At 69.3% G+C, this 18,931-nt stretch carries 15 protein-coding genes, 1 tRNA gene and 1 pseudogene; 9 read left to right on the top strand and 8 right to left on the bottom strand.

The window, feature by feature from the left end:
* Position 1 precedes the first annotated feature (1 nt).
* Together M2165_RS03105 and M2165_RS03100 are read left to right on the top strand one after the other, a co-directional pair.
* The gene (locus M2165_RS03105) at positions 2-994 is read left to right on the top strand and encodes a type II secretion system F family protein (protein ID WP_280813226.1); all 993 of its coding nucleotides are present in this window, start codon (positions 2-4) and stop codon (positions 992-994) included.
* 12 nt (positions 995-1,006) lie between these two features.
* On the top strand, positions 1,007-1,912 hold the full coding sequence (locus M2165_RS03100) for a type II secretion system F family protein (protein ID WP_280813225.1): 906 nt from the start codon (positions 1,007-1,009) through the stop codon (positions 1,910-1,912).
* An 84-nt stretch (positions 1,913-1,996) separates the two neighbouring features.
* On the opposite strand, the gene M2165_RS03095 is transcribed toward M2165_RS03100, so the two are convergent.
* The 3 genes from M2165_RS03095 to M2165_RS03085 form a co-directional block, all read right to left on the bottom strand.
* The gene (locus M2165_RS03095) at positions 1,997-2,692 is read right to left on the bottom strand and encodes a response regulator transcription factor (RefSeq protein WP_280813224.1); all 696 of its coding nucleotides are present in this window, start codon (positions 2,690-2,692) and stop codon (positions 1,997-1,999) included.
* Between the two features lie 18 nt (positions 2,693-2,710).
* Positions 2,711-4,396, bottom strand: coding sequence for a histidine kinase (locus M2165_RS03090; protein ID WP_280813223.1), 1,686 nt, complete (start codon positions 4,394-4,396; stop codon positions 2,711-2,713).
* Positions 4,397-4,745: 349 nt separating this feature from the next.
* Positions 4,746-4,821 (bottom strand) — tRNA-Ala (locus tag M2165_RS03085).
* 115 nt (positions 4,822-4,936) lie between these two features.
* On the opposite strand from M2165_RS03085, the gene M2165_RS03080 reads away from it, so the two are divergent.
* Positions 4,937-5,809 (top strand): alpha/beta hydrolase, encoded by an 873-nt coding sequence (locus tag M2165_RS03080; protein WP_280813221.1) that lies wholly within the window; start codon positions 4,937-4,939, stop codon positions 5,807-5,809.
* A gap of 6 nt (positions 5,810-5,815) precedes the next feature.
* Here the strand turns inward: M2165_RS03080 and M2165_RS03075 are convergent, their stop codons facing one another.
* Positions 5,816-6,793 (bottom strand): GMP reductase, encoded by a 978-nt coding sequence (locus M2165_RS03075; protein ID WP_280813220.1) that lies wholly within the window; start codon positions 6,791-6,793, stop codon positions 5,816-5,818.
* Between M2165_RS03075 and M2165_RS03070 the strand changes: the two genes are divergently transcribed.
* The 3 genes and pseudogenes from M2165_RS03070 to M2165_RS03060 all read left to right on the top strand — a co-directional run bounded on the left by M2165_RS03070 (position 6,792) and on the right by M2165_RS03060 (position 9,834).
* Positions 6,792-7,010: a hypothetical protein gene (locus tag M2165_RS03070; protein WP_280813219.1), complete on the top strand. Its 219-nt coding sequence runs from the start codon at positions 6,792-6,794 to the stop codon at positions 7,008-7,010. The two genes, M2165_RS03075 and M2165_RS03070, sit on opposite strands and share 2 nt — an antisense overlap.
* Positions 7,000-9,397, top strand: a pseudogene (locus M2165_RS03065) (UvrD-helicase domain-containing protein). The gene M2165_RS03070 and the pseudogene M2165_RS03065 overlap by 11 nt, the downstream one beginning before the upstream one ends.
* A 146-nt stretch (positions 9,398-9,543) precedes the next feature.
* Positions 9,544-9,834 carry a hypothetical protein gene (locus M2165_RS03060; protein ID WP_280813218.1) on the top strand — a complete coding sequence of 97 codons (291 nt, stop codon included), beginning with the start codon at positions 9,544-9,546 and terminating at the stop codon, positions 9,832-9,834.
* Between the two features lie 28 nt (positions 9,835-9,862).
* Here the strand turns inward: M2165_RS03060 and M2165_RS03055 are convergent, their stop codons facing one another.
* The 3 genes from M2165_RS03055 to M2165_RS03045 form a co-directional block, all read right to left on the bottom strand.
* On the bottom strand, positions 9,863-10,687 hold the full coding sequence (locus M2165_RS03055) for a BPSS1780 family membrane protein (RefSeq protein WP_280813217.1): 825 nt from the start codon (positions 10,685-10,687) through the stop codon (positions 9,863-9,865).
* Between the two features lie 10 nt (positions 10,688-10,697).
* Positions 10,698-11,744: a homoserine kinase gene (locus M2165_RS03050; protein WP_280813216.1), complete on the bottom strand. Its 1,047-nt coding sequence runs from the start codon at positions 11,742-11,744 to the stop codon at positions 10,698-10,700.
* A gap of 63 nt (positions 11,745-11,807) precedes the next feature.
* Positions 11,808-12,167: a hypothetical protein gene (locus M2165_RS03045; RefSeq protein WP_280813215.1), complete on the bottom strand. Its 360-nt coding sequence runs from the start codon at positions 12,165-12,167 to the stop codon at positions 11,808-11,810.
* Positions 12,168-12,263: 96 nt separating this feature from the next.
* Here M2165_RS03045 and polA point away from each other — a divergent pair, with 96 nt between their 5' ends.
* The gene (polA, locus tag M2165_RS03040) at positions 12,264-15,086 is read left to right on the top strand and encodes a DNA polymerase I (protein WP_280813214.1); all 2,823 of its coding nucleotides are present in this window, start codon (positions 12,264-12,266) and stop codon (positions 15,084-15,086) included.
* Here the strand turns inward: polA and M2165_RS03035 are convergent.
* Positions 15,039-16,586 (bottom strand): MFS transporter, encoded by a 1,548-nt coding sequence (locus tag M2165_RS03035; RefSeq protein ID WP_280813213.1) that lies wholly within the window; start codon positions 16,584-16,586, stop codon positions 15,039-15,041. The genes polA and M2165_RS03035 overlap by 48 nt on opposite strands.
* Before the next feature lie 83 nt (positions 16,587-16,669).
* Here M2165_RS03035 and M2165_RS03030 point away from each other — a divergent pair, with 83 nt between their 5' ends.
* Positions 16,670-17,629 carry a LysR family transcriptional regulator gene (locus tag M2165_RS03030; RefSeq protein WP_280813212.1) on the top strand — a complete coding sequence of 320 codons (960 nt, stop codon included), beginning with the start codon at positions 16,670-16,672 and terminating at the stop codon, positions 17,627-17,629.
* Positions 17,626-18,924, top strand: a complete 1,299-nt coding sequence (locus tag M2165_RS03025; RefSeq protein WP_280813211.1) for a M20/M25/M40 family metallo-hydrolase — start codon at positions 17,626-17,628, stop codon at positions 18,922-18,924. The genes M2165_RS03030 and M2165_RS03025 overlap by 4 nt, the downstream gene beginning before the upstream one ends.
* Positions 18,925-18,931: the final 7 nt, after the last annotated feature.

Below are 18,931 nucleotides of genomic sequence, written 5' to 3'. Positions count from 1 at the left end.
CATGCTCGACAGCTTCGTTGGAGACACGCTGCTCACGCTGGCGGTGCTGGTCTTCGTGACCGTGCTGATGATCGTCGAGGGCCTGTACCTGCTGTGGCGCTCGTACCGCGGCCCGGAGGCGCGCAGGATCGAGCGGCGGCTGCAGGCGCTGTCGGCCGGTGCCGGCCACACCGCGCAGGCCCGGCTCGTGCGGGACCGCATGCTGGGCGACGCGCCATGGATGCAGCGCATGCTGCTGGGGCTGCCGCGCGCCCGCAGCCTGGACCGCTTCATCCTGCAGGCGGGGCTCGAATGGATGGTGTCGCACGTGCTGCTCGGCTGCGCGCTGTGCGGCGTGCTCGCCTTCGCGGCCATGGCGGCGCTGGCGAACCAGCCGGTGCCGATCGCGCTGCTCGCGGGTGCGGGCGGCGCCTCGCTGCCGCTGCTGTACCTGCAGCATCAGCGCGGCCGCCGCCTCGCGCGCCTCGAGCGGCAACTGCCCGAGGCGCTCGACCTGGTGACCCGCGCGCTGCGCGCGGGCCATTCGTTCGCGAGCAGCGTGCAGATGATCGGCGAGGAGATGGCCGAGCCCATCGCCGGCGAGTTCCGCATGGTGGCCGACGAGGTCAACTTCGGCGTCTCGCTGCAGCAGGCGCTCACGAACCTGAGCGAGCGCGTGCCGATCACCGACCTGCGCTACTTCGTCGTCTCGGTGCTGATCCAGCGCGATTCCGGCGGCAACCTCACCGAAGTGCTCGGCAACCTGAGCCGGCTGATCCGCGAGCGGCTCAAGCTGCTCGCGCGCGTGCGCGTGCTGTCGTCCGAAGGGCGGCTCTCGGCCTGGCTGCTGGGGCTCATGCCCTTCGCGCTCGCGGGGCTGATGAGCCTGTTCAACCCCGAGTTCATCTCGCCGCTGTGGACCGATCCGATCGGGATCGGCGTCGTCAAGTACATGCTGGTGACGATGGCGGTGGGCGTGCTGATCCTGCGCTGGATCGTGAAGATCCGTGTCTGAAGGAGAAGAACCATGCTGTTCCCCATCCTGGTGTTCCTTGCGGTGAGCCTCGCCATCGGCGCGGCCGCGGTCTGGCTCGTGCCCACGCGCGCCGAACAGCGGCTGCAGGCCGCAGCGCCTTCGCAGGCCAAGTCGGCCTGGACCGAGACGGCGGTCAAGCTCGTCGGGCCGTTCGCGCAGCTGTCGTCGCCAACGGCTGAAGGGGAGGCGACGCCGCTGCGGCTGCGCTTTCTGAACGCCGGCATCCGCCATCCCGATGCGAGCCTGTTCTACTTCGGACTCAAGACGCTGCTGCCGCTGGCATTCGCGGGCATCGCCTTTCTGGTGGTGCGCGCGGCCGGCGGCGACAACGGACTGAAGACGCTGCTGTGGCTCGCGGTCGCGGCGCTGGCCGGCTGCTACCTGCCCAATGCGGTGCTGAACCTGCGGGCGCGGCGCCGCCAGCGCGAGATCTTCGAGAGCTTCCCCGATGCCGCCGACCTGATGCTGGTGTGCGTCGAGGCCGGCCTCGCCCTCGATGCCGCGCTGGTGAAGGTGACCGAGGAAATCCGCGTCAAGAGCCTGGCGCTGGCGCAGGAGCTGCACTGGACCACGCTCGAGATGCGCGCGGGCGGCACGCGCGAGAAGTCGCTGCACAACCTGGCGCTGCGCACGGGCGTCGAAGAGATCGGCACCTTCGCGACCATGCTCACGCAGGCCGACCGCTTCGGCACCAGCATCGGCGAATCGCTGCGCGTGTTCTCCGACGATCTGCGCCACAAGCGCCAGATGCGCGCGGAGGAACTGGCGGCCAAGGTGCCGACCAAGATGCTGCTGCCGCTGGTGCTGTGCATCTTCCCGTGCATCTCGCTGGTGATCCTGGCGCCGGCGGCGATCCGGGTCGTGCGCACGATCATGCCGATGCTGGCTGGGGGTTAGGGCGCTCCCCAGGCGCCTGCGGCGCTCCCCCCACCGGGGGCGCACCCGGTGGACCGGCGAAGCCGGATCCACGGGTGCCCCGGCTCAATGCGGCACCGTGTGCAACTGGTGCTTCATCGCGTAGATGTAGAGCTCGAGCCGGTTCGCGACCTCGAGCTTCTGGTAGATCGAGGTCAGGTGGTTGCGGAAGGTGTGCTCGGTCACGTAGAGCCGCGAGGCGAGCGTCTTGTTCGGGGCGCCGCTGCCTTCGACCACCGCGCGGATGATCTGCCGTTCCTTCTGCGTCAGGCTCGCGATGCGGGCCGCCTCGGGGTCGGCCTTGGCGGCCTTCCGGGGCATGGTGAGCTCGGAGAACACGCGGCCCATGGCCTGCGCGTCGATGCACAGCTCGCCGTTGTGGATGCGCTCGATCGCGTCGAGCACCTGCTCCGCGGAAGCATCCTTGCACAGCACGCCGCGGGCGCCGCTCAGCACCGCGAGGTCGAGGGTCTGCTGCTTGCGCTCGGCCGTCAGCACCAGGGCGCGCGAGACCTCGTTGGCGAGCAGCATCGGCAGGATGTCGAGCGCGTTCTGGCCCGCCAGGTCGAGATCGAGCACGATCACGTCGGGCACCACCGCGCCGCTTCGCTCCAGCGCCTGCGCGCAGCAGCTGGCCGTGGCGACCACCTTCATGCGCGGCTGCTCGCCGTCGATGAGCCTCGACAGGCCCCACAGCATCGTCTGGTGGTCGTCCACCAGCATGACGCCGATGGGGGGCTTGGCAGTGTTGTCTGGCTGCATGTTGGCACCTTTCCCTTCTTAGATGGGTATTTCGACCAGAACGGCGGTCGTACCGCCCGCCCCCTGGCTCACCAGCGTGCTGCCGCCCAGGGCGGTCGCGCGCTCGCTGATCGAGCGGGGACGGAAATTCGTCGCGCCTGTGCCGCAGGCCTCGTTCTCGATGCGGATCTGCAGCTTGCCGTCCGCGCAGCCGATGCGGATGCCGCCGCGGCGCGCATGGGTGTGCTTGCAGATGTTGTTCAGCCCCTCGCGCACCAGCTGGAGCACTTCGGCCGTCATGCGGTCGTCCAGCTGCACGTTGCTCTCGACCACGATGTCGACGTCGATGCCGTAGAGCACCTTGATGCGCGCCGCATGGCGGTGCAGGTGCGGCAGGATGAACGCACAGGGCGCGCGGCCGGTGCCGCCGTGGCGCACCGTGCCCGCATAGTGGCGCAGCTCGGCCACCACGCTGTCGGCCATGCTGGCGAGCCTGTCGAGGTCCTCGATCAGCGGATTGTCGGGCGCCGCCTTCTTGCGCAGCGCGCTGAGCCCCAGCTTGAGCCCGATGTAGGGCTGTATCGCGGTGTCGTGCAGGTCCAGCGAGATCTTCAGCCGCTCCTTCGAGGCGGCGTCCGTCGCCATCCGGTCGAGCACCCCGATGGTCTCGATGACCGGGAAGACCTGGTTCACGATGTGCGCAAGGAACAGCGCGTCCGCCTTGTGGAACAGCCCGCCGTGCGAGGCCACGTAGATACGCCCCTCGCCCTGGCGCATCGGCACCGGCGTGCTGATGAACGAGCGCACTTCCAGCATCGCGGCCACCGCCGCGCAGCGCCGCAGGCCGGCCGCGTCCAGGGGAAGCCAGCGCGGCGCGCGGATGCTGCAGGCATGCCCCTGCGCGCGCAGCAGCCGCAGCGGCCAGGGCTCGCGGTTGCTCAGCACGATGTGCTCGGCGTCCAGCGCCGTCAGCGCCGACTCGCCGAACTGTTCGACCGACTCGACGCCGCCCGCCGTCCGTCGCCCGAGCGTGCGCATCGTCCACGGCCCGTTGGCCGCGTCGCGCGTCAGCAGGATGCAGTGGCTGGCGCCGAAGAAGGCGAGCGTCTGCTCCATCGTGCGCGCCAGCGTGCGGTTCACGCCGAAGCGCGGGTTCGACAGCCGGCTCACGCGGTTGAGCAGCGCCAGCTGCCGCCGCAGCGTCACCTTCGAGCCGCCCCAGTGCCCGATCATGTGGCCGAGCGCCAGCAGGAAGGTGGTGCGCATGAGCAGCTGCGCCGTGTAGTCGCCGTTGCTGGCGCCCAGGCTGCAGGCCGCGAACGAGGCCACCGAAGCCATCGTGATGCGCGCGCCTTCTTCGTAGCCCCAGCGGAACGAGGAGGTGAGGATCGCGAAGAAGTAGAAGAGGAAGTAGAGGCTGCCGACGCCGCCGGTCACGAAGACGATCAGCGTGAACCAGAGCACGTCGAGCCAGTGAATCGCCCGGCCCTGGAAGTACGGCTGGCCCGTGCGGGTGCAGGCGTAGACGCCGAGGCTATAGAGCGCGTAGCAGGAGAACGCGAGCCAGACGCTGCCTTCCAGGTGCTCCTGCCCGGATTCGGTGTCCACCCCGACCGCGAGCAGCGCCGAGACCGAGAGCACCAGCCGCATCCGCGCCACCATGAGCGCATCGGCGGAGAGACCGGGGTCGCTCCCGCTTTCCGGGTCGATGGAATGGGCTCGCACGGCTTGTCTTCCAGTGCATGGATCGGCTCATGCCTGGAACTTCCAACGCGCCAAGACGCCCGCACCCCGGCAGAGGCAGCTGTGGGACGTAACACCTTGGTTCACTTTGGAATTAGTTTTAATAACTGTGAACCCGGACGGTACTACTTTGGTAGTCGAAAGCAATCCTTTTTTGAAAACCCTACCATAGAGGTGTGCTTTTGTTAACTATGTATGGGATTGCGCGCGCCACTCTGTTGCGTTCACGCGACGTGCAGGCGCGCCGTGCGGGGCGACGGCGGTGTAGGGGCATGCCAAACGCAAAAAAGGGCCAAGCAACTGCTTGGCCCTTTTTGCGAAATGAAGACGTTGGTGGAGAGGAGGAGGATCGAACTCCCGACCTCCGCATTGCGAACGCGGCGCTCTCCCAGCTGAGCTACCCCCCCAACGCAGGGCGGATTCTAACCAGAATCACATGCCCGTCCACCGCCCAGCGGCCTCCCGCGGCGCATGCCAAGATGCGGGCCCCGAGGCAGACAAGAAGAAAGAAACAGGAACCGCATGACCACCGCTCGCTACGACCCCGCCTGGCTCGAAGGCATGTACAACAACCTCGCGCGGGTGAAGGACCATCCCGCGTACTTCTCGCGCTGGGCGCGCGATTCCGCCGCGGCGCGCGAGGCGCTGCCGTGCCGGATCGACGTGCCCTACGGCGAAGGCGTCAACGAGACGCTCGACCTCTTTCCCGCGCCGGTGCCCGATGCGCCGGTGCTGGTGTTCATCCACGGCGGCTACTGGCGCGCGATGGACAAGCGCGACCATTCCTTCATCGCGCCCGCCTTCAACGACCGAGGTGTCTGCGTGGTGATGCCGAACTACGCGCTGTGCCCCGGCACGCCCGGGCAGCCGGTCACCGTGCCGGGCATCCTGATGCAGATGGTGCGGGCGCTCGAATGGGTCTGGCGCCATGCGCCGGCGCTGGGTGCGGACCCCGCGCGCATCACGGTGGCGGGACATTCGGCGGGCGGCCACATGGCGGCCGCGCTGCTGGCCTGCGACTGGCAGGCGGTGGCGCCCGACCTGCCGGCGCAGCTGGTGCGCAACGCGCTCTCGGTCTCGGGCCTCTACGACCTGCGTCCGCTGCAGCACACGCCCTTCCTCGCGAACACGCTGAAGCTCACCGATGCGGACGCGCGCCGCGCCAGCCCGGCGCTCTGGCCCGCGCCCGCGCGCGGGCAGCTCCATGCGCTCGTGGGCACGGAAGAAAGCGAGGAATTCCTGCGCCACAACCTGCTGATCCGCGACGCATGGGGCCGCCATGCCGTGCCGGTGTGCGAGGCGCTGCCGGGCCTCGACCACTTCAGCGTCGTCGATGCGCTGGCCGATCCGGCCCACAGGCTGCACCGTGGCGCGGTGAAGCTGCTGGAGGCCTGAGGGCGCCTACATCAGCAGGTGCTCGCCCGCGTTGTCGCCGCCGAGGGTGACGTAGTTGACCTTGCGGATGTCCATCAGCGTGCGGCCGCCCGCGTAGCTGATGGAGCTCTGTACGTCCTGTTCCATCTCGACGAGCGTGTCGGCGAGCTTGCCCTTGATCGGCTCGAGGATGCGCTTGCCCTCGACGTGCTTGTACTCGCCCTTGTTGAAGTCGCTCGCGGAGCCGTAGTACTCCTTGAACAGCGTGCCGTCGACCTCGACGGTGCGGCCCGGCGATTCCTCGTGGCCCGCGAAGAGCGAGCCGATCATCACCATCGAGGCGCCGAAGCGCACGCTCTTGGCGATGTCGCCGTGGTCGCGGATGCCGCCGTCGGCGATGATCGGCTTGGTCGCCACGCGCGAGCACCACTTGAGCGCGCTGAGCTGCCAGCCGCCGGTGCCGAAGCCGGTCTTGAGCTTGGTGATGCAGACCTTGCCGGGCCCGATGCCCACCTTGGTCGCATCGGCGCCCCAGTTCTCGAAGTCGATCACGGCTTCCGGCGTGCCCACGTTGCCGGCGATCACGAAGGCGCCCGGCAGCTTCTGCTTCAGACAGCCGATCATGTTCTTCACGCTGTCGGCATGGCCGTGCGCGATGTCGATCGTGATGTATTCGGGCGACAGGCCCTCGGCCACGAGCCGGTCGACGGTGTCGTAGTCGGGCTTCTTCACGCCGAGCGAGATCGAAGCGAACACGCCCCGGGCCTGCATCTCGCGGACGAACTTCACGTTGTCCAGGTCGAAACGGTGCATCACGTAGAAGTAGCCGTTCTGCGCGAGCCAGAGGCAGATCGACTCGTCGACCACCGTCTTCATGTTGGCCGGCACCACCGGCAGGCGGAAGCTGCGGCCGCCGAGCACGACGCTGGCGTCGCACTCCGAACGGCTCTCCACGCGGCACTTGCGCGGCAGCAGAAGGATGTTGTCGTAGTCGAAGATCTGCATGGACTGGCTCCTCAAAAATTTCGTCGAAGAAAAACGAATGAGCGCTTGGTCCGGCCGGTTTCGGCGCGCTTCCACCCAAGGAAGCGGGCACAAAAAACCGGGCGCAAGAAACTTGGGCCCGGTGATTGATTTTACGCAGTCGCGCGTTGGCGGGACTTCCGGTTCTTCGTATAACCCCCATACGCTGCGGTTTCTACAATCGGCGGATGTTGTTTGACGAACCTGCGGCTGACGCCCACCCCCCGGAACTGCCGCTGCTGCAGAACCTGAACCCGGAGCAGCGCGCTGCGGTCACGCTGCCCGCGGGCAACGCACTCATCCTCGCGGGCGCCGGCTCGGGCAAGACCCGGGTGCTCACCACCCGCATCGCTTGGCTGCTGCAGACCGGCCAGGTCTCGGCCGGCGGCATCCTCGCCGTGACCTTCACCAACAAGGCCGCGAAGGAAATGATGACCCGGCTCACGGCGATGCTGCCCGTGAACGTGCGCGGCATGTGGATCGGCACCTTCCACGGCCTGTGCAACCGCTTCCTGCGCGCGCACTGGAAGCTCGCGAACCTGCCGTCGACCTTCCAGATCCTCGACACGCAGGACCAGCTCTCGGCGATCAAGCGGCTCATGAAGCAGTTCAACGTCGACGACGAACGCTATCCGGCCAAGCAGACGCAGTGGTTCATCGCCGGCGCCAAGGAAGACGGCCTGCGCCCCGGCGACATCGAGATCCGCAGCGACGACGACCGCAAGAAAGTCGAGCTCTACCAGCTCTACGAGGAGCAGTGCCAGCGCGAAGGCGTGGTCGACTTCGGCGAACTGATGCTGCGCAGCTACGAGCTGCTGCGCGACAACGAGCCGGTGCGCGAGCACTACCAGCGCCGCTTCCGCCACATCCTGATCGACGAGTTCCAGGACACCAACCGCCTGCAGTACGCCTGGATCAAGATGCTCTCGGGCAACACCGTCTCGGGCCGCTTCGTGCCGGGTCCCAACAGCGTGATCGCCGTGGGCGACGACGACCAGAGCATCTACGCCTTCCGCGGCGCGCGCGTGGGCAACATGGCGGACTTCGTGCGCGAGTTCGACGTGCAGCACCAGATCAAGCTGGAGCAGAACTACCGCAGCTACAGCAACATCCTCGATTCGGCCAACGAGCTCATCAGCCACAACAAGAAGCGCCTGGGCAAGAACCTGCGCACCGACCAGGGGCCGGGCGAGCCGGTGCGGGTGTACGAGTCGCCCACCGACCTGGCCGAGGCGCAGTGGATGGTCGAGGAGATGCGCCAGCTCGTGCGCGACGGCTTCGACCGCAAGGAAATGGCCGTGCTCTACCGCAGCAACGCGCAGAGCCGGGTGATCGAGACCGCGCTCTTCAATGCGGGCGTGCCCTACCGCGTGTACGGCGGCCTGCGCTTCTTCGAGCGCGCCGAGATCAAGCATGCGCTGGCCTACCTGCGCCCTGCTCGAGAACAAGGACGACGACACGAGCTTTTTGCGCGTGGTCAACTTCCCGCCGCGCGGCATCGGCGCGCGCACGCTCGAGCAGTTGCAGGACGCTGCGCGCACGGCCGGCCGATCGCTGCACGACGCGGTGCATGCGGTGGGCGGCAAGGCGGGTTCGAACCTCACGGCCTTCGTTGCCAAGATCGACGTGCTGCGCGAGCAGACCCAGGGCATCAGCCTGCGCGAGATCATCGAGCTGGTGCTCGACCACAGCGGCCTGATCGAGCACTACAAGGCCGACCGCGAAGGCGCCGACCGCATCGAGAACCTGGAAGAACTCGTGAATGCGGCCGAGAGCTTCGTCACGCAGGAGGGCTTCGGCCGCGACGCGGTCGCGCTGCCGGTGGACGAACTGCGCCAGTCGCCCGCGAGCCAGGGGCTCGATCCCAACCGCCCGGTGCTCGACGAGGCGCTCGCGCCCGACGCCGAGACCGGCGAGACCCTGAGCCCGCTCGCGGCCTTTCTCACGCATGCCGCGCTCGAATCGGGCGACAACCAGGCGCAGGCCGGACAGGACGCCGTCCAGCTCATGACGGTGCATGCCGCCAAGGGCCTCGAATTCGACTGCGTCTTCATCACCGGCATGGAGGAGGGCCTGTTCCCGCACGAGAACTCGATGAGCGATTTCGAGAGCCTCGAGGAAGAACGCCGCCTGATGTACGTGGCGATCACGCGCGCGCGCAAGCGCCTGTACCTGAGCCATTCGCAGACCCGCATGCTGCACGGCCAGACGCGCTACAACGTCAAGAGCCGCTTCTTCGACGAACTGCCCGAAGGCGCGCTCAAGTGGCTCACGCCCAGGAACCAGGGCTTCACGCCCTCGGCCTTCGGCTACGGCGGGGGCTACGGCAGCACGCGCGGCGGCAGTGGCGGCTATGGCAGCAGCAGCAGCGGCCGGGAGACCTTCGCGAGCCCGCCGGTGCCGCCGCAGAAGACCGCGCCTTCGCACGGCCTGCGCTCCGGCATGCAGGTGTTCCACAACAAGTTCGGCGAGGGCACGGTGCTCTCGCTCGAAGGCACGGGCGACGACGCGCGTGCGCAGGTCAAGTTCACGCGCCATGGCGTGAAATGGCTCGCGCTGTCGGTCGCAAAGCTCACGCCGGTCTGAGCGTGGCGGCGGCGAAACGCCGCGGTTAGGCCAATAGTTCAACTGCGGCGGCTCCCGCCCTGGCGCGGGAAGGTTATTTCGCGTCCGCGCCACCCGGCGCGCGTGAAATCGGGAAAGATGCGGCATCTGCCTGAAGGAGGTGCCGCATGAAGCATGGTGCGAGGCCGTCGCGCCCCCTGTCTCTCCGCTGGACCGTGGCGCTTGCCGCGGCCGGCTTCTGTGCGGCCGCCGTGCAGGCGGCCACGCAGGTGCCGGCACCGGTGGCGGACGTCGTCGACGTGGCCGCTGCGGCGGCCGCACAGCTGCCGGTGCCGCTCGAGCCGCATCCGGCGCGCGACTGGTGGGTCTGGGGCGCGCTGTGCGTCGCGCTGCTGCTGCTGGCGGGGATGGTCTGGTCGCTGTTCGCGAGCCTGCGCAAGGACCGCGCGCGCGGCTGACCGGCGCGCCGCCGCGCCGCCGGCGGCGTCAGTTCGGATCGAAGCTGTCGCGGAAGGTGAACCAGGTGGAGCTCAGCGACATCGCCGCGAGCACCAGCGCCGAACCCACGATCAGCACGTTCGCGAGCAGGGCGCCGGCACCGGCCGCGGCGCCCACGCCGATCAGCACGGTCGCCACCAGGCTCATCGCGATGCCCGCGAGCAGGAACACGCCGAACCACGCGAGGCCGAACAGCGCATAGGCGCCGAAATTGCGGAACAGCGCCACGATGCTGAAGAAGATGCTCTTCACCGGCTCCACGCGGTGCCAGTGCACCAGCGCGGGCGCATGCCACATGGCGAGCGACAGCGGCAGGTTCAGCAGCATGAGGAACATGCGTGCGAGCTGGAAGTCGCTGCTCGCCATCACCTCGGGCGTGGGCGCCTGGTCGAGCAGGTAGGCGCGCGCGAGCTGGCCGCCGTCGAAGAAGCTGGTGAGCAGCACCGCGAGCGCGAAGTACACGGCCGAGATCACGCCCAGCTTGACCAGCGAGCGCCACTCGGCGCGCATCGCCTCGGCCACGGCGACGAACATCGCCGAGCCGATGGGCCGCTGTGCATGGCCGGCGGTGCCGGACTGCGCGGCGTTGTCGCCGTGCGCCACCGAGCTCGCGACCATCATGCCCAGCGTCAGGAAGGGCAGCAGGATCGGCGCCAGCACGCTGCCGACGAGCGGCAGCAGCGACATCGTCGAGATCAGCGCCATCAGCAGGAAGAACAGCGAGATGAAGGCGAGCGGCTGCCGCCAGAAGGTCTTGAGCCCGAGGCGGACCCATTCGGCGCCGGTTCGCGCCGGCACGAGGTGGAGTTTCATCTTTGGAGGCTCAGGCGGCGATCGGCTCGAGCGCCGGCGCCATCGCGTGCGGGTGGGCGGCGCGCTCGCGCAGCACGCGCTCGAAGTGCGCCGGGTCGTGCGGCTTGAGCATGCTGGCCTCGCGCGGCAGATGGAAGTCCCACAGGCGCGAGATCCAGAAGCGCAGGGCCGCCGCGCGCAGCATGGCGGGCAGCAGCGCGCGCTCGGCCGCGTTCAGCGGGCGCACGGTCTCGTAGGCCGCGAGCAGCGCCTCGGCGCGCCCGGCGTCGTGCCGGCCGGTCGGGAGGTCGATGGCCCAGTCGTTCAGGCACACGGCCAGGTCGAACAGCCAGGTGTCGGTGCCCGCGAAGTAGAAGTCGAACACGCCTGTCAGGCGCGGCGCGGTGCCGGCCTCGGCGCCGGTGGCGAACATCACGTTGTCGCGGAACATGTCGGCATGCACCGGGCCGCGCGGCAGCGCCGCATAGGCCGAGGACCCGGCGACGTGGTTCTGGTAGGCCAGCTCGGCGCGCAGCAGCGCGGCCTGGGCTTCGTCGATGCAGGGCAGCACCACCGGCACGGTCTCGTTCCACCATGCGAGGCCGCGCAGGTTGGGCTGGATGCGCGGAAAGTCGCGCGCCGCGAGGTGCATGCGCGCGAGCATCGCGCCCAGTTCGGTGCAATGCGCCGCGCCCGGGGCCAGTTCGCTGCGGCCCGAGAGCCGCTGCACCAGCGCCGCCGGCTTGCCCGCCACCTGCAGCAGCAGCTCGCACGGCGCCTGGGCGGGAATGGTGAGCGGATGGCCCGAAGGCGGCGCGATGTCCGGGTCGGGCACCGGCTCCGGCACCGGCAGGCCGCGCTCGGCCAGGTGCTTCATCAGGCAGAGGTAGTAGGGCAGCTGCGCGGCGCTCAGGCGCTCGAACAGCGTCAGCACGAACTCGCCGGTCTCGGTGGTCGCGAAGTAGTTGGTGTTCTCGATGCCGCCCTCGATGCCGCGCAGTTCGCGCAGGGGGCCCAGGCCGAGGCGCTGCACGAGCGCGTCGGCCTCGCCGAATTCGACTTCGGTAAAGACTGCCATGGAAGGACGCTCAGCGAGGAGCCGGAGATGCGGGGGGCGGAGAAGACGGCGAGGGCGCCACGGTCAGAACTTGAGCACGTTCCAGACGCGCGCGCCGTTGCCGTTCGAATCGTTGGACGAACCGCGCGTCGAGCCCGCATCGTTCGGCAGCACTTCGTAACCCGGCATGTTGGATTTCGGCTTCACGTTGATGCTCTGCGTGCGCCCGCCGTAGCGGACCTCGTCGACCGAGGCGCCGCTGTCCTCGGTGTGGATGTGCTCGATCTTCTGGTTGCGTCGCCCCTCGGGCTGCGCCTGTTGCTGCTGCGGCTCGGCCGGCGGCGCGGCGGGCGCGGGCTGCTGCGCCTGGACGGCGGCAACGGGGGTGGCGAAGGCCAGCGCCAGCAGGATGCGGCGGGCGACCAGGAGTGTGGAGCTAGGCATGCGCAGATTGTAGGCGGGCGGCCGGTTCGGGGCTGTCGGCTGGCGGCGTACGCCGCCGTGGTTCGGGGCGCCGTGCCGGCACGGCAAAATGGCCGGATGACCGACAAGAAAACGCTGCTGCTCGTCGATGGCTCGAGCTACCTCTACCGCGCCTTCCACGCCATGCCCGACCTGCGGGCCGTGCCGGGCGATCCCAAGAGCCCGGCGACCGGCGCGATCCGGGGCATGATCAACATGATGACGGCGCTGCGCCGCGAAGTCCGCGCCGACTATGCGGCCTGCGTGTTCGACGCACCCGGCAAGACCTTCCGCGACGACCTGTACCCCGCGTACAAGGCCAACCGCTCGCCGATGCCCGACGACCTGCGCAGCCAGATCGAGCCGATCCACGAGGTGGTCAAGCTCATGGGCTGGCCCGTGCTCTGCGTGCCCGACATCGAGGCCGACGACGTGATCGGCACCCTCGCCAAGACGGCCGCGGCGCAGGGCGTGGAAGTGATCGTCTCCAGCGGCGACAAGGACCTGAGCCAGCTCGTGGACGAGCACATCACGATCATCGACACCATGAACGGCAAGAAGCGCGACGTGGCCGGCGTGACGGCCGAGTTCGGCGTGCCGCCGCAGCTGATGATCGACTACCAGACGCTGGTGGGCGATTCGGTCGACAACGTGCCGGGCGTCGACAAGGTGGGCCCGAAGACCGCGGCCAAGTGGCTGCTCGAATACGGCTCGCTCGACGCGCTGATCGCGCGCGCCGCCGAGGTCAAGGGCGCCGCCGGCGAGAACCTGCGCCAGGCGCTCGACCGCCTGCCGCTCTCGCGCCAGCTCGTGACCATCCGCACCGACTGCGACCTCGACGGCCACGTGACGGGCCTGCCTTCGCTCGAAGGCCTGCCCGTGGGCGCGCCGCAGACGGCCGAGCTCAAGCCCTTCTACGAGAAGTACGGCTTCAAGAGCCTGGTCAAGTCGCTCGAGGCGATGGAAGTGCCGCCCGAGCTGATCGAGGAAAACCTGCAGAAGCAGGCCGCGCGCGGCGGTGCCGCGAGCAGCGACCAGGCGGGCCTGTTCGACGAATCGACCAACCTCGGCGCCATCGAGGCCGCCTCGCCCGCGAGCAACCTGCGCTACGAGACGGTCACGACCTGGGCGCAGTTCGACGCCTGGCTCGCGAAGCTGGAGGCCGCCGAGCTCGCGGCCATCGACACCGAGACCACCTCGCTCGACGAGATGGTGGCGCAGATCGTGGGCCTGAGCTTCAGCGTCGAGCCCGGCGAGGCGGCCTACGTGCCGCTCGCCCACAACTATCCCGACGTGCCCGCGCAGCTGCCGTTCGACGAGGTGCTCGCGAAGCTGCGGCCCTGGCTCGAGAACCCCGAGAAGAAGAAGCTCGGCCAGCACATCAAGTACGACCGCCACGTGTTCGCCAACCACGGCATCGAGGTGCAGGGCTACGCGCACGACACCATGCTGCAGAGCTACGTGCTCGAGGCGCACCGGCCGCACGGCCTCGCGAGCCTCGCGGAGCGCCATCTCGGGCGCAGCGGCATCTCGTACGAGGACATCTGCGGCAAGGGCGCGCACCAGATCCCGTTCAGCCAGGTCGAGATCGCCAAGGCCGCCGAGTACTCGTGCGAGGACAGCGACCAGACGCTCGACGTGCACCGCGCGCTGTGGCCGCAGATCGAGCGCGACGAGAAGCTGCGCTTCATCTACCAGCTCGAGATGGATTCGAGCGAGGCGCTCTACCGCGTCGAGCGCAACGGCGTGCTGATCGACGCGCCCACGCTCGCGGCGCAGAGCCACGAGCTCGGCACGCGCATCATGGCGCTGGAGCAGGAGGCCTACGAACTCGCGGGCCAGCCCTTCAACCTCGGCTCGCCCAAGCAGATCGGCGAGGTGTTCTTCACCAAGCTCGGCCTGCCGGTGATCAAGAAGACGCCGAGCGGCGCGCCGAGCACCGACGAGGAAGTGCTCGAGAAGCTGGCCGAGGACTTTCCACTCCCGGCCAAGATCCTCGAGCACCGCGGCCTCTCGAAGCTCAAGGGCACCTACACCGACAAGCTCGGCCAGCTCGCGAACCCGCGCACCGGCCGCGTCCACACGCACTATGCGCAGGCGGTGGCGGTCACCGGGCGGCTGTCGAGCAACGATCCGAACCTGCAGAACATCCCGATCCGGACGCCCGAAGGCCGCCGCGTCCGCGAGGCCTTCGTCGCGCCGCCCGGCTGCGTGATCGCGAGCGCCGACTACTCGCAGATCGAGCTGCGCATCATGGCCCACATCAGCGGCGACGAGTCGCTTCTGCGCGCCTTCCGCGAAGGCATCGACGTGCACCGCGCCACCGCCGCGGAGGTGTTCGGCTCCACGCCCGACCAGGTGTCGAGCGAGCAGCGGCGCTATGCCAAGGTGATCAACTTCGGCCTGATCTACGGCATGAGCAGCTTCGGCCTGGCGCGCAACCTCGGCATCGAGACCAAGGCCGCGGCTTCGTACATCGAGCGCTACTTCGCGCGCTACCCGGGCGTGAAGGCCTACATGGACGAGACCAAGGCGATCGCCAAGGAGAACGGCTACGTCGAGACCGTGTTCGGCCGCCGGCTCTACCTGCCCGAGATCAACTCGCCCAACGGCCCGCGCCGCGGCGGCGCCGAGCGCGCGGCCATCAACGCGCCGATGCAGGGCACCGCGGCCGACCTGATCAAGCTCAGCATGGTCAAGGTGCAGGACGTGCTCGACGCCGAAAAGCGCGCCACCAAGATGATCATGCAGGTGCACGACGAACTGGTGTTCGAAGTGCCCGAGGCCGAGATCGAATGGGTGCGCACCGAGATCCCGCGCCTGATGGCCGGCGTGGCCGAGTTGAAGGTGCCGCTACTGGCCGAGATCGGCATCGGCCCCAACTGGGACAAGGCGCACTGAGCGCCGGCCGCGCCTGAAGAAGGCGCCGCTCGCGAGCGCGAGCACGCCCACGCCGATGCCCGCATAGAGCATCACGTCGCCGAAGCCCTGGCGCAGCGCGGTCTGCGCGATGGCCGAGGCGCCCGCGGCCGGCAGCGCGTGCAGCTTGCCCGCGGCCACGTCCTGCGCGAACTGCAGCAGCGCCGCTGCATCGGCACCGGGCGTGGCGTCGCCGAGCCGGCGCGCGATGCCGCTCACGAGCACGAAGCCCATCAGCGCGATGTTGAAGGCCAGCGTGATCAGCCGCGCGCTGAAGTCGATGCCCGAAGCCATGCCCGCGCGCGCGGCCGACACCGAGCCCGTGCTGGTGTTGGTGACCGGCGAGTTCGTGAGGCCGAGGCCGATGCCGGCCGCGAGGCAGGCGGCGATCACCGCTGCGTCGCTGCCGCGCGCATTGCCCGCGGCCATCAGCAGGAAGGCCGCGGCCATGAGCCCGAGGCCGCCCGGAATCACGCGCTCGGCGCCGTGCCGCAGCGCCAGCCGCTCGGCCACGGGCGGCACCAGCAGCGTGGGCAGCGTGTAGGCGAGCAGGGCCCAGCCCGTGTGCAGCACGTCGTAGCCCAGGCCGGCCTGGAAGTAGATCGGCAGGTAGATCATGAAGGGCCAGAAGCTGAAGTTCATGCCCATCGAGCCCATCATCGCGCCGTTGAAGCGGTGGATGCGGAACACCGAGAAGTCGAACATCGGGTGCGCGCTGCGGCGTTCGGCCAGCACGAACAGCCCCAGGCTCAGCAGCGCGCCGGCGAGCAGCGCGAGGCCGAGCGGATTCGCGAAGCCCTGCACCGTGCCGAGCGTGATGAAGTAGACCAGCGCGAACACCGCGAGCGTCAGCGTCGCCATGCCGGCCAGGTCGAGCCGGTGCGCGGCCGGGTCGCGCGACTCGCGCACGCTCGCATGCACCAGGCCGAGCGTGGCGAGCGTCAGCGGCACATGCACCAGGAACACCCAGCGCCAGTCCGCCAGCGCCACGATCCCGGCGCCGACCAGCGGCCCGAAGCCGAGCCCGATGCCCGCGACCACGCCCCAGATGGCGAAGGCGCGCGAGCGCGCCGCCGGTTCGCGGAACTGCTGCGAAAGGATCGCGAACTGGCAGATCATCATCGCGCCGGCGCCCACGCCCTGCGCGAAGCGCGCGGCGATCAGGAGCGGCGCGCTGGTCGCGAGCCCGCAGGCCAGCGAGGCCAGCGCGAACAGCCACAGGCTCGCCACCAGCACGCGGCGCCGGCCGTAGCGGTCGGCCAGCGTGCCGGCGGCCATCAGCACCGAGGTGCAGGCGAGGGTGTAGGCGTTCATGATCCATTGCGCGTCCTGGAAGTCGGCGTGCAGCACCTGCTCGAGCACCGGCAGGATCACGGGCACGCTCGAGATCTCGAGCCCGAACATCAGGGCGACGAGGCAGACGGCGGTGAGCGCGGCGGCGTCGCGCCGCGCGGGGGAGGAGATCGAAGGGCTGGAGGTCATCCGCCGATGGTGGCGGGAAACGGCTTCCGCATTGGCGACATCTGATCTGCGGATTCGGGAACGAGAAGGCACAATCGCGGCCCATGACCGATCGATTCGATGGCGTCCAGACCTTCTTGGAGGTGGTGGAAAGCGGCAGCCTCACGCTCGCGGCCGAGCGCCTGAACCTCACGCGCTCGGCCGTCGGCAAGGCGCTGGCGCGGCTCGAGGCGCGGCTCGGCGTGCGCCTGCTCCAGCGCACCACGCGCAGCCAGAGCCTGACCGAGGAAGGCCAGGCCTACTACGAGCACTGCCTGCGCGCGCAGGCCGAACTCGAGGCCGCGGAGTCGGGGCTCGAGAGCGGCCGGCGCGAGCCGCGCGGCCGGCTGCGCGCAAGCCTTCCGCTGGCCTTCGGCCACCACTACGCGGCGCCCGCGCTGCTGGGGCTGATCGAACGCCACCCGGCGCTGCAGATCGACGTGGCGATCGGCGACCGCTTCGTCGACCTGATCCAGGAGGGCTACGACCTCGCGGTGCGCATCGGCGAGCTGCCCGACAGCGACCGGCTGGTGGCGCGCCGCCTCGGCGAGCAGACCATGATGCTCGCGGCCGCGCCGTCGTACCTCGCGCGCTTCGGCCGGCCCGAGGGCGTGGCCGCGCTCGCGCAGCACCGCGGCATCGACTACGGCTGTCCCGACCGCGCGCAGCGCGAACTGCGCGATCCGCGCGGGCGCGTGCACGTCGTGCCCTTGCCCTGGCGCGCGCGCTTCAACGACCTGCAGGCCGTGGCCGACGCGGCCATCGCGGGGGCCGGCATCGCCTGGCTGCCCAACTGGCTGCTGGCACGCTACGTGCAAACCGGCCAGCTCGAAGCCGTGCTGCCCGACCACCGCGCCGCGCCGATGTCGATCCACGTGCTGTGGCCATGGTCGCGGCACATGCCCGCCAAGACGCGCTGCGCCATCGATGCGCTGGTCGCCGCCATGCCGGCGTGCATGGAAGAATGCCAGGCCCTGCCGGTACCCGCCGCGCGGAGCAGAAAAACACAAGGAAGCCATTCATGAATCCGTTCCTCCCCCGTTCATGGCGCCGCCTGGGCGCCGCCTGCCTGATCGCCGCGGCCTGCGGCAGCGCGCTGGCCGCGCCCGACGCCCGCATCGCCGCGCTCGCAGCCCAGCAGAAGCAGCCGCTGCTCGACTCGCTGTCGCAGTTCGTGGGCATCGAATCGGGCAGCCGCGACCTCGAAGGGCTGGAGAAGCTCGCCGAGCTCGTGGCCGGCAAGCTCAAGGCGCTGGGCGGCGAGGTCGAGCTGATCGACACCAGCGCCGAGGCCTACCGCATGGAGGACACGCCCGAGAAGATGGGCCGCGTCGTGCGCGCCACCTTCAAGGGCACGGGCAAGAAGAAGATCATGCTGATCGCGCACATGGACACGGTCTACACCGTGGGCATGCTCAACAAGCAGCCCTTCCGCATCGAGGGCGACAAGGCCTACGGCCTCGGCATCGCCGACGACAAGCAGGGCGTGGCGGTGATCGTGCACACGGTCGCGATGCTGCAGGCGCTCAGGTTCAAGGAGTACGGCACGCTCACGGTGCTGATCAACGGCGACGAGGAAATCAGCTCGCCGGCGTCGCGCGCGCTGATCACGCGGCTCGGCGGCGAGCACGATGCGGTGCTCTCGTTCGAGGGCGCCTCGGTCAGGGAGGACAAGCTCTCGCTCGCGACTGCGGGCATCGCCTCGGTCACGCTGAACGTCACGGGCAAGGCCTCGCACGCCGGCTCGGCCCCCGAACTCGGCGTGAACGCGCTCTACGAACTCTCGCACCAGATCCTGCAGATGCGCGACCTGTCCGATCCGGCGACCGGCCTCAAGATGAACTGGACGGTCTCGAGGTCGGGCAGCAACCGCAACGTGATCCCGGCCAGCGCCACGGCCGCGGCCGACGTGCGCGTGCTCAAGGTCAGCGACTACGACCGCATCGAGCAGCAGGTGCAGGAGCGCGTAAAGAAGCAGCTGATCCCGGAGGCCAAGGTCGAGATGAAGTTCGAGCGCCGCCGTCCGCCGCTCGAAGCCACCGACGCCTCGCGCGCGCTCGCCAGCCATGCGCAGGCGATCTACAAGAACGAACTCGGCCGCGCGCTGGGCGCCGACGACAAGGCCGCGGGCGGCGGCACCGATGCGGCCTTCGCGGCGCTCAAGACCAAGGCGCCGGTGGTGGAGCGCTTCGGCCTGCAGGGCTTCGGCGCGCATTCGGCCGATGCGGAATACGTGCTGATCGATTCGATCGAGCCCCGCCTGTACCTCGCCACGCGCATGGTGATGGACCTCTCGCGCGACAAGGTCGGCAGCCGCTGAGCGCGCG

Origin of the sequence: Variovorax sp. TBS-050B, assembly GCF_029893635.1 — a bacterium.
GTDB lineage: Bacteria > Pseudomonadota > Gammaproteobacteria > Burkholderiales > Burkholderiaceae_C > Variovorax.
This window is presented reverse-complemented; position numbering and strand designations above follow the sequence as displayed.